The organism is Gaoshiqia sediminis, assembly GCF_025907915.1.
Lineage (GTDB): Bacteria > Bacteroidota > Bacteroidia > Bacteroidales > Prolixibacteraceae > Gaoshiqia > Gaoshiqia sediminis.
Map to the genome: position 1 here is coordinate 22,068 of NZ_JAPAAF010000042.1, position 9,719 is coordinate 31,786.

Here is a 9,719-nt window from a genome sequence, read left to right on the forward strand (position 1 = left end):
AATTATTTCATCGTACTTAATACATAATCGTATGGCAACAGAAATTAATGACGAAGGTAAAAAGAACCTGAAAAGCGGGTTTGCCCGGCTGATCAAACGGATCGGCGATGAAATTGAAGATGCCGCTTCGCTGGAAGTGACTACGTTTACCGGGAACTTTGAGTACAAAGTTTCGGATGTGGTACGAAACGGCGAGGACAAGGTGCAGATTGAAAAGGTACTGAAATCGCTCACCGTCCAAAATCAATCTACGCTCGAACTGGTAGCCTTTACCAGTGTGAAGATCGATTCGGACGTGTCAACCATCGTGAAAAAGAACCTGAGCCCAGCTGACGATGCCCTGCTGAAACTGCACAAGGAAATGCTGGTGACTTCGAAAGAAGCCCGGCAATCGCTCATTCAGCTGGTAAAAGACCTGTTGTGAAAACCGGTAGGCATGGTTGATACCGAAATACATTTGCTGGAGCAGTGCGAAAAGGAGCTTGCCGGTTTTCGGGATGAAGGCAACGAAATCAGGCAGCACCTGCTGGAACTGGGCTACCTTTCGGTAAACACGGCCAATTCGGTTCATCCGAAAGATGAAATATTGGCCCGGCAGCTATTCGAAAAAGAGTTGCTTCAATCTGGCTTGTTCAAACCCGAACAACTGGCGGCAGAGCATCGGTTTGGGCAGGAATATTTTCTAAGGTATTTCCTGCGAAAACTGACCGATATTGATGACGGACTTGTGCTCGGCCATCTGCCCGAAATAGGTGAAACCGGCCTGAGAAGTCGATTTGTTCATTATCGGCTCGATTTGTTCGGAATGTGGGAGCATCCGGTCAGCCTGGCATACGGGATGGTCTCGGCGCTGCAAATCGGTGAGCTGGCCGAAGTTGGAAAGTGTACTTCCCTGGAAGCAATCAACTACCTGGCCAATGTGGACCGCTTCACCCGCCATTTGCTCGCTTCGTACAACGAAGAACAATTTATTCTCGCTTTCCGTTCGGTAAACATTTCCGGTCGTTTAAAAGAAAAACTGGACCGAAGGTTTGCCTTTGGCCGTCAGCTAAAAGATGATTTTGGCGAAAAAACCGAGTTTCTGCGGTATCTGCAAAAGCACGTGTTGAACAGGGATGAAGATCGGATCGATTACGGTTTTCTGGAAAAAGAAAGCAAAAATCCGCTTTCCCGTTTTCTGGTCCGTTTGATACAGGTACACCAGTGGCAGGAAGGGTTTTACAGCGGCTTGCTCGATTCCGACCTGGGCGAAGTAAGCCTGCAGAGCCTGATCGATTCGGTTGAAACCTACAACCTGGCCGACGGGAAAGACATCAAAATGCATCGGGTGCTCACCTACCTGGGAAACGGCTATTTCATGTTCAATGCTTTGTTTTTCCTGCAGGAATACATGGTGGACAATCAGCCCACTGAAGAGCAAAAACTCTGGGAAAACCTGGCCGGCGAAGTGGAAAATGCAGATGACGAAAGCCGTGAAAAGTTTACGGCCAACCTGCAACAGCTCCGGGATGAAGTCTCGCTTCAATCAACCGTTGAAGAAAAGGGCGGGTTTTTAAAGCGGATTTATTTCGGGTTTAAAAAGTTGATCCGGAAAGCATTTCGTTTTCTGCGGAAAATATTCCGATGGGTATTGGAGCGGATCGAAAAGGTGTGGGGTTTTGTGAAAAAATTGTTCGCCAGCTTTTTTGAAAACCTCTACAATGGCTTGCGGGCTTTTGTGGATGGGATAAAATTTTTGCTGGGCCGCAAATTGGTTTTCACCGGAACCCCTGTTCAATTCATCATCAGCAAAATCAGCCCCGACGGGGATGTTGCTACGCTGGTCATCAATGCCGGCCCCGACATTGTGATGCAGCATGTTCGGGAAACGCGCTACCAGTTGTCGGCCATGGCTTTTTCGCTGGCCGTGGTGGGCAATGTCCTTAAATTGGCCGTTCAACCGTTTCAATTGATAACCTGGCCTTTGCTGCTGTTCAAACTGGTTGGCAGCTTTCAATCGGCCAGCGCCAGGCTTAGAAATTCAGTAACCAATTAAAATCAAATAACTATGTCAAAAGCAGAAGAAATTATTCAGAAAATTTCGGGTAGAATTACCGACCTCACCACGCTGAAAATCCAAACCCTGATGGGCAACATGGAAGCCGACCAGCAAGGTGACATCAAGTTCAAAGCTAACCAGGATATCAAGGGGATGATCAGTACCATCGACTTGATTGACGGTGATATCAAAACCGAGTTGTCGGAGGAGTTTTACCAGAAATACCCCGAGCTGGTGCAGTTCCACCAATCCCGGGAAGCCAAAGGAAGCGAGATCATCGAAAAAAACATCTTGACCCTCCGCACGATCATCACTACGCTGTTTGAACTGAAAGACAAGATCAGTTAACCATGGGCACAGGATCAAAAGGTTCGGTTATCGCTTCCATTCTGGATGATCTTACCCATCTTCAGATCGATACGATCATCAAATCAGGAATGATTGCTGCCGATCCGCCCGAAAAGGTAGAAGAACTGTTGACCGGCGTGCTAGGGGAATATGTCCGAAAACTGGGCGTTATTTCCCGGAGGAATGAGTTGGACCGTTTCCCCCGGGCACTTTCGGCGAAATCATTTTTGGAACTGGAAGAGCTGCTTATTGAATTGCAGAATTTCATGGACCGAAACCGGATTCGCATGGCCGAACCGGACTACATTTTATACAGCCGGATGGTCTATTTTTGTCGTTATATCAAGTCGAAAGATGAGGAATTTGCGGTTAAAGGGCAACCGAATGTTAAATTATCTGCATTTAATTTGGTTGATTCACCCGACTTTGAGCTGGAAGGCGTAAGTGTGAGGGATAAGGCCAAACTAAGGCGATACCACGACTTGGGGACCGAGAAGGTAGTTCTGCAAACCCGTATTGGGCTTGATGGTGATGTGGTAGCGCGTATTGAAGAAGGTTTTGCCAATTCACCGAAGCAAATGCTGTTGGATATCCATGAAAAGCATACCAAGCTTTCGGTGGATTTCTGGAGTAACCTGGTAAATACGGTGGTAACTTTTGTGGGTAAACTGTTTGATTTTAAAAGTTAATGGGCCTGTTACGGTCAACATCCTTGCGTGCGCTTCTGCTCACCGGACGATATACGGTGCATACTCCAATGCCATCAGAAGACGGGGGCGATCCTGTTTTGATAACCATCTTCTACGCCAATGGCGATATTCTTGCCTTTGTCGATCCGGAACGATTGGATTCCGACCCGCGGCAAGCGGTTGTTCATTTGGAAAAAATTGAGCGTCTTGCGCAAGAGCTTATTGTGCCGTGGAAATGGATAGAGTGGGCTTTCTCGTCAATGGTCACCATCGGAAGTTTTGTCTGGCTGTATTTACAGGATACCCGGTTTCTAATCAGTTTTCTTGTTTCTGCGGCGCTTGGCGTGTTGGTCGTTGGGATTCGGAAGGTGGCCCTGCGATTGGTGGTGAGGATCCTTTTCAGAATAGCGAGGTGGATTTATCATTCGGTTGTTTCAAGGCAGGATAAATAACAACTAAATATAGGAGGAAAAATCATGGCAGTACAGTTTCGTAATTTGGTATTCGAAGGAGGTGGTGTAAAAGGAATTGCCTATATCGGTGCCATGCAGGTGTTGCAACAGCGGGGCATCCTGGCAAATATCAAACGGGTTGGTGGTACCAGCGCCGGGGCTATCAATGCCCTGATTTTTGCGCTGGGCTACAGCATACACGAACAGAAAGCGATTATGGAATCGACCGATTTTAAATCTTTCATGGACAATTCATTCGGCGTAATCCGCGATATTCGTCGGTTGGCCAAACAGTTTGGCTGGAACAAAGGTGATTTTTTTAACGATTGGATTGGCGAAATCATCAACAAGAAAACGGGAAGCGCAAAATCGACCTTTGGTGATCTGAAGGCTGCCGGATTGCCCGACTTGTATGTGGTTGGAACCAATCTTTCGACAGGTTATACCGAAGTGTTTTCGGCTGAGCGCCATGCTGACATGCCTTTGGTGAATGCTGTTCGCATCAGCATGTCCATTCCGCTGTTTTTTGCCGCAGTGAGGTTGGGCGATCGCCAGGATGTATACGTTGATGGCGGTGTGATGCTCAACTATCCCGTGAAATTGTTCGACCGCGAGCGTTACATCCTGATGGATACTGAACCTCAAGCTGCCCGGAACACCGATTATTATAATCGGGAAAATGCTCGCTTTTTGCTCGAAAATCCAGGTCGGAGCCCGTATGTTTATAACCGGCAAACCCTGGGTTTGAGGCTGGATACCCAGGAAGACATTGCCTTGTTCCGATACGGTGAGCCGATTCAGGGGAAACCGATCAAAGGTTTTACCGAATATGCCAAGGCGTTGCTGGCTGCGGTGATGCAAGTGCAGGAACATCAGCACCTGCACAGCGACGACTGGCAGCGGACCATTTACATCAATGCCCTCGATGTAAAGGCGACTGAATTCAACTTGACAGACGACAAGAAAAAAGCCCTGGTTAATCAGGGAATAGGTGGAGCCGAGGATTACTTCAACTGGTTTGAAAATCCTAAAGAAAATCCGGCAAACAGGATTTAGAATCAGATAATCCGGGCTTTAACAGCTTCTTTGATCAACTCGGCTGTATTTTTCACTTGCAACTTTTGTTTCAGGTGTTTTCGGTGGGTAATCACTGTGTTCATGCTGATGCTTAGTTTTTCGCCAATCATTTTGGCCGAATCGCCAAGCGAAATTAATTGAAGCACCTCCATTTCCCGGGCAGAGATTTGGTTAATGGCGGTGTGATTGCTTTCCGCTGGGGGTGCTTTCCGGATAATCCCAACAAGCATATCGGGCACAATCATCAGAGCATGAAATTCCACTTTTACCCAATGGTTTTTTGGATCTTTTACCCGGAAGGTGAAGGATTCTACCAGTCCCGTAAGATCGCCGTTTACCTGTTTTTTTTCCTTGACAACAAATTCAATCAGTTTGCTGATAAAAAGGAGATAATCGGTTGGATGGATCATGGTTTTAACAAACTCCAGGCATTTGCTGAAAGCTTTGTCACATTTCCTTCCGGTTATTCTTTTTACCACAGGGCCCAGATACATGCATCTGTCAGACTGAATGTTATATACTAGATCTGGTCTTTTATCGGTTTGGTTGTACTGTTCAAGAAAATGAGCGATTAGTGGTTTTGTCAGGCTCGCTCTACGTTTCTCCAAATACGCCGTTTGTCCTTCCATAATTCAATTCCTCCCATTGTTTATATCCATCAGGGCAATATCAGTTATGACCAATATTAAGGGCACACGTTTTGGGGCAGTTGATTTGAATCGATAACCGGGTGGGGCCGGTCAAGTAATCAGTTCGGATAGCGTCTTCAGTAGAAAAGTCACAATTCTCTTTCGTTGAGTATGCTGGTGTAAACGGCTGAATTCTGGCGGCAAATTCGCAAATACCATCGTATTGGCCGTTCCTTACACCATTTGCATGAGCATCAGGTTATAGTTAATTGTTGAAGTTTGCCGTTTTGTAACCCCGCAGCGGTATGTTTTCGGGCATGTATATGGATGTTGTCTTGTAAATTTTAATTGACGTTTCTACCCGTCCAGCCAATATAATTGGTTTCTTTGTAGCTTAAGTATTGATTTTTTCATCGGATTTTATTACTAATAACTTTAGGAAATACTATGAAACGAATTATTTCAACCCAACATGCTCCGGCAGCAATTGGCCCGTACAGCCAGGCTATTGAGGTAAACGGAACCTTGTACATTTCCGGTCAGGTGCCCATTGATCCGGCCACCGGCAAGGTGGTCGAAGGAGGCATCACTGAGCAAACTTCCCAAGTGATGAAAAATATTGGCGCGATACTGGAGGCTGCCGGCTACAGCTTTGCTGATGTGGTAAAATCGACTTGCTTATTAAGCGATATGGCCAACTTTAAAGCGATGAACGAAGTGTACGGATCGTATTACGCGCAAAATCTTCCGGCGCGGGCTGCATTTGCGGTGAAAGAACTTCCGCTGGGTGTATTGATTGAAATTGAAACAGTTGCCGCAAAGTAACCAATCATAACTTGCATGTTTTGGTGTACCTTGCAGAGAATTTTCGCGAGAATCTAATTGGGACAATAGGGTAGTCGGATGGTAAATCGGCTACCCTTTCCTTTTTCTGACTGTACCAGAATTTCTCCGTTTAATGCTCTGGCCAGTCCCTGACTGATGGAAAGTCCAAGACCAAAACCGGCATGGGCGTCGCGCGTAAGGGCCGGCTGTTTATACCGTTCAAATACAAGCTTTTGATGCTCAGGGGCAATGCCGATTCCGGTGTCTTCCACAAAAATATGGATATCGGTTCCGTTGACATGGTACCCAATATTTACAGAACCTTGATTGGTATATTTAATGGCATTGTCAATCAGGTTGATCAGTATTTGCGATAATCAGGCCGGATCGGTATTTATAAACAGTGGATTCAGATTAGCTTCGTTCAGGATGTTAAATTGCAGATTTTTAGCTGAAAGAGCCGGATCTGTGTTCCGGTAAGTGCTGTATAAGCGTGACAATAGTTGATACAGATTAACCGCTTGAATATTTACGGTGATCATGTTTTCCTGTATCCTGGAGATTTCAATTATGTCGTCAATGATTTTTAGCAGTAGCTGGCTGTTACGGTTGATATGGTCCCGGTAAACTTCTTTTTCGCTTTCTGTCGTTTGTCCTTCGCAAAGCAGGTGACCGAACCCCACGATCCCGTTCAGCGGCGTACGGATTTCGTGCGACATATTCGACAGGAATGCCGTTTTTAGCCGGTCTGATTCTTCTGCTCTTTGCATAGCCTTTTTCAGTTCCTCCTGAATTCTGCTTTTCTTTTTGAACTCGGTATAAATCAGCCAAAATAAAAACAGGGATGTTGAGATGATGAAAAACCATCCTTTGTATGTTTGCATCCTGGTCAGGTCGGTCGTGTCGGCGCTGAATGTTTGCAGGAACTTGTCCGAAAACAGGATCCAAAAGAAACTGATAAGAAAATAGATGAATGTTATCTTTAACGAACTCTTCATTTGTTTCGTAAACTAAACCGTTGCAAAGATAGCGTGTTTTTTTACTGTTTAGTAATTTTAATAAAGTATGAATGAATAATGTAAAGATATCGGGTAAATTTTACCTGGAAAATGACCTGATGCTTTTGGTTGAAAATATGAAGCAGCCGGTCGGGGTTATCAAACAGGTGTATGAGGTTTTGCGGGTGGTGAACGGCAAACCTTTGTTCTGGGAACACCATTTTGCGCGGTTTCTTGAATCTTGTTCAATCGCGGATGTATTGTGCAACGATTCGGCATCTGATTTTCGCGGGCAATTGGCGCGTTTAATTGAAATGAACCGGCTAGGGGAGGGGAATATACGGATCGATTTGTTTCAATTGGAGAACGACCGGATGTTTCGTTATGCATTTATCCCGCATAGTTATCCCTCGGCTACTGATTATGAGCGGGGCGTTCCGTTAGGGCTGCTCCATGCCGAACGCGAAAACCCTCATGCCAAAATTGTGCATCAAGTTTTACGGGACCAGGCCAACCAACTAATGGTGGACAACAATTGGTACGAAGTATTGCTGGTGGATCATGAAGGGCGGATTACCGAGGGAAGCCGCTCCAATGTTTTTTTTGTCCGCGACGACCGTTTCTTTACTCCCCGTGCTTCGCAGATTTTGCTGGGCATTACCCGCTCCAAGGTGCTCGAATGTATTGATCGATTGGGGTACTTATTTGAAGAAGCCGACATTTTCGTGGACGACCTTGCAACTTTCGACGCCGTTTTTCTTACCGGAACATCACCACAAGTATTACCGGTGAGCCGGATTGAGAAGATAAACTTTCAGGTTGAAAACCACGCTATGCGCCAGGTGCAAGACAAATTTAACAAGGTGGTTGCCGATTATTTGCTTCAGCCTAATAACATGTAAAATCACTGTGAAGAAATGAATAACAACTGTAAAAATGCCGGGACTCAATCCGGCAATTGCAGCTTTATGGCTATATTTGTTAGCCTTTAAAATGAATAAGCATTCTGTATTAATAAAACACTGAAAACTACCGTTATGGCTGAATTTTTTTATCAAAAACCTTTCCCTGTTAAAAAAGATACAACCGAATACCGGTTGCTGACCAACGATTATGTTTCGACCATTGAAGTGGACGGGCGCAAAATTTTGAAAGTTGCCCCGGAAGGGTTGGAACTTCTGGCCAGAGAAGCTATCGCTGATGTTTCTTTTTTCCTGCGTTCATCGCACCTCGAAAAAGTGCGTAGTATCTTGGACGATCCCGAAGCAACCGATAACGACCGCTTTGTGGCTCACACTATGCTGATCAACCAAGTGGTGGCGGCTGAAGGTGAACTGCCTACTTGTCAGGACACCGGAACAGCTATTGTGGTTGCCAAAAAAGGTGAAAACGTGTGGACCGGCACCAACGATGCCTTGCACCTTTCAAAAGGTATCTTCGATACCTATAAAGATCGAAACCTGCGCTATTCACAGGTGGTTCCGCTTACCATGCTCGACGAAAAAAATACTGGGAGCAACCTGCCTGCCCAAATTGATATTTATTCTGAAGAAGGCAACAAGTATGAATTTCTGTTCCTGACCAAAGGTGGCGGTTCGGCCAACAAAACATTTCTGTATCAGCAAACCAAAGCGCTGTTGACCGAAGAAAGTCTGACCAAATTTGTCAAGGAAAAAATCAAAGACCTCGGGACTTCGGCTTGTCCTCCCTACCATTTGGCGTTAGTGATTGGCGGAACCTCGGCTGAGGCAACGTTGGCTGCTGTGAAAAAAGCCTCTGCAGGCTATTTCGATCATCTTCCAACCGAAGGAAATGAGGGTGGCCAGGCTTTCCGCGATTTGGAATGGGAAGAAAAAGTGTTGAAAATTTGCCAGGAAAGTGGCATCGGCGCCCAGTTTGGCGGGAAGTACTTCGTTCACGATGTTCGTGTTATTCGCTTGCCACGCCACGCAGCTTCGTGCCCGGTTGGCTTGGGTGTTAGTTGCAGCGCAGACCGTAATATCAAAGCAAAAATTACCGAAGAAGGTATTTTTCTGGAGCAGCTGGAGAAAAATCCGCGACGTTTCCTGCCCGAACGGGCACCTGAATTGGCCGCCCCGGTCAATATCGATCTGGACCGTCCGATGGAAGAAGTGCTGGCCGAGCTGTCGAAATACCCGACTAAAACCCGTCTGAACCTGAACGGTACGTTGATCGTAGCCCGCGACATTGCCCATGCCCAAATCAAACAAATGATTGACGAAGGCAAACCAATGCCCGACTATTTTAAAAAGCATCCGGTTTATTATGCAGGCCCGGCCAAAACACCCAAAGGAATGGCCTCCGGTAGCTTTGGACCAACCACTGCCGGTCGTATGGACTCGTATGTTGACCAGTTCCAAAGTCTGGGTGGCTCCATGATTATGGTGGCCAAAGGAAACCGCTCGAAACAGGTGACCGAAGCTTGTAAAAAGCATGGTGGTTTTTATCTGGGATCCATTGGTGGGCCAGCTGCTATCCTGGCTAAAGAAAGCATCAAATCGGTTGAAGTGGTTGATTTTGAGGAACTGGGCATGGAAGCCGTGCGCAAGATTCGTGTAGAGAATTTCCCTGCCTTCATCATTGTGGATGATAAAGGGAACGACTTCTTCGAGCAGATTTAATTCGGATAGATTAATTTCAAA

12 protein-coding genes are annotated in these 9,719 nt (G+C 46.1%); 9 read left to right on the forward strand and 3 right to left on the reverse strand.

Translation table 11 applies throughout. The features are described 5' to 3' along the window. Positions 1 to 31: 31 nt before the first annotated feature. The 6 genes from N2K84_RS17730 to N2K84_RS17755 are packed head-to-tail and all read left to right on the forward strand — an operon-like array spanning position 32 to position 4,583. Positions 32 to 424, forward strand: coding sequence for a hypothetical protein (locus N2K84_RS17730; protein ID WP_282593175.1), 393 nt, complete (start codon positions 32 to 34; stop codon positions 422 to 424). Positions 425 to 436: 12 nt separating this feature from the next. Further along, positions 437 to 2,035, forward strand: a complete 1,599-nt coding sequence (locus N2K84_RS17735) for a hypothetical protein (RefSeq protein ID WP_282593176.1) — start codon at positions 437 to 439, stop codon at positions 2,033 to 2,035. Positions 2,036 to 2,047: 12 nt separating this feature from the next. Further along, entirely contained in the window at positions 2,048 to 2,386 is a 339-nt protein-coding gene (locus tag N2K84_RS17740; RefSeq protein WP_282593177.1) for a hypothetical protein, read from the forward strand. Between the two features lie 2 nt (positions 2,387 to 2,388). After that, on the forward strand, positions 2,389 to 3,075 hold the full coding sequence (locus N2K84_RS17745; RefSeq protein ID WP_282593178.1) for a hypothetical protein: 687 nt from the start codon (positions 2,389 to 2,391) through the stop codon (positions 3,073 to 3,075). Further along, entirely contained in the window at positions 3,075 to 3,527 is a 453-nt protein-coding gene (locus tag N2K84_RS17750; RefSeq protein ID WP_282593179.1) for a hypothetical protein, read from the forward strand. Before N2K84_RS17745 ends, N2K84_RS17750 begins: the two co-directional genes overlap by 1 nt. Before the next feature lie 24 nt (positions 3,528 to 3,551). Beyond that, complete coding sequence (locus N2K84_RS17755; protein WP_282593180.1) at positions 3,552 to 4,583, forward strand: patatin-like phospholipase family protein; 1,032 nt, start codon at positions 3,552 to 3,554, stop codon at positions 4,581 to 4,583. 2 nt (positions 4,584 to 4,585) lie between these two features. On the opposite strand, the gene N2K84_RS17760 is transcribed toward N2K84_RS17755, so the two are convergent. Beyond that, the gene (locus N2K84_RS17760) at positions 4,586 to 5,014 is read right to left on the reverse strand and encodes a response regulator transcription factor (RefSeq protein ID WP_282593181.1); all 429 of its coding nucleotides are present in this window, start codon (positions 5,012 to 5,014) and stop codon (positions 4,586 to 4,588) included. A 666-nt stretch (positions 5,015 to 5,680) separates the two neighbouring features. Here N2K84_RS17760 and N2K84_RS17765 point away from each other — a divergent pair. Further along, complete coding sequence (locus N2K84_RS17765) at positions 5,681 to 6,058, forward strand: RidA family protein (RefSeq protein ID WP_282593182.1); 378 nt, start codon at positions 5,681 to 5,683, stop codon at positions 6,056 to 6,058. Positions 6,059 to 6,111: 53 nt separating this feature from the next. Here N2K84_RS17765 and N2K84_RS17770 read toward each other — a convergent pair whose 3' ends face one another. Together N2K84_RS17770 and N2K84_RS17775 are read right to left on the reverse strand one after the other, a co-directional pair. Further along, positions 6,112 to 6,426, reverse strand: coding sequence for a sensor histidine kinase (locus N2K84_RS17770; RefSeq protein WP_345894141.1), 315 nt, complete (start codon positions 6,424 to 6,426; stop codon positions 6,112 to 6,114). 9 nt (positions 6,427 to 6,435) lie between these two features. Further along, complete coding sequence (locus N2K84_RS17775; protein WP_282593183.1) at positions 6,436 to 7,056, reverse strand: sensor histidine kinase; 621 nt, start codon at positions 7,054 to 7,056, stop codon at positions 6,436 to 6,438. A gap of 71 nt (positions 7,057 to 7,127) precedes the next feature. Here N2K84_RS17775 and N2K84_RS17780 point away from each other — a divergent pair, with 71 nt between their 5' ends. Beyond that, positions 7,128 to 7,958, forward strand: coding sequence for an aminotransferase class IV (locus tag N2K84_RS17780; protein ID WP_282593184.1), 831 nt, complete (start codon positions 7,128 to 7,130; stop codon positions 7,956 to 7,958). 135 nt (positions 7,959 to 8,093) lie between these two features. Continuing rightward, a complete protein-coding gene (locus N2K84_RS17785) occupies positions 8,094 to 9,698 on the forward strand; it encodes a fumarate hydratase (RefSeq protein ID WP_282593185.1) in 1,605 nt (534 codons plus the stop codon). Positions 9,699 to 9,719 lie beyond the last annotated feature (21 nt).

Coding starts and splice junctions, on each gene's coding strand:
- N2K84_RS17730 (WP_282593175.1), top strand. CDS start 32: ATGGCAACAGAAATTAATGACGAAGGTAAAAAGAACCTGAAAAGCGGG.
- N2K84_RS17735 (WP_282593176.1), top strand. CDS start 437: ATGGTTGATACCGAAATACATTTGCTGGAGCAGTGCGAAAAGGAGCTT.
- N2K84_RS17740 (WP_282593177.1), top strand. CDS start 2,048: ATGTCAAAAGCAGAAGAAATTATTCAGAAAATTTCGGGTAGAATTACC.
- N2K84_RS17745 (WP_282593178.1), top strand. CDS start 2,389: ATGGGCACAGGATCAAAAGGTTCGGTTATCGCTTCCATTCTGGATGAT.
- N2K84_RS17750 (WP_282593179.1), top strand. CDS start 3,075: ATGGGCCTGTTACGGTCAACATCCTTGCGTGCGCTTCTGCTCACCGGA.
- N2K84_RS17755 (WP_282593180.1), top strand. CDS start 3,552: ATGGCAGTACAGTTTCGTAATTTGGTATTCGAAGGAGGTGGTGTAAAA.
- N2K84_RS17760 (WP_282593181.1), bottom strand. CDS start 5,014: ATGATCCATCCAACCGATTATCTCCTTTTTATCAGCAAACTGATTGAA.
- N2K84_RS17765 (WP_282593182.1), top strand. CDS start 5,681: ATGAAACGAATTATTTCAACCCAACATGCTCCGGCAGCAATTGGCCCG.
- N2K84_RS17775 (WP_282593183.1), bottom strand. CDS start 7,056: ATGAAGAGTTCGTTAAAGATAACATTCATCTATTTTCTTATCAGTTTC.
- N2K84_RS17780 (WP_282593184.1), top strand. CDS start 7,128: ATGAATAATGTAAAGATATCGGGTAAATTTTACCTGGAAAATGACCTG.
- N2K84_RS17785 (WP_282593185.1), top strand. CDS start 8,094: ATGGCTGAATTTTTTTATCAAAAACCTTTCCCTGTTAAAAAAGATACA.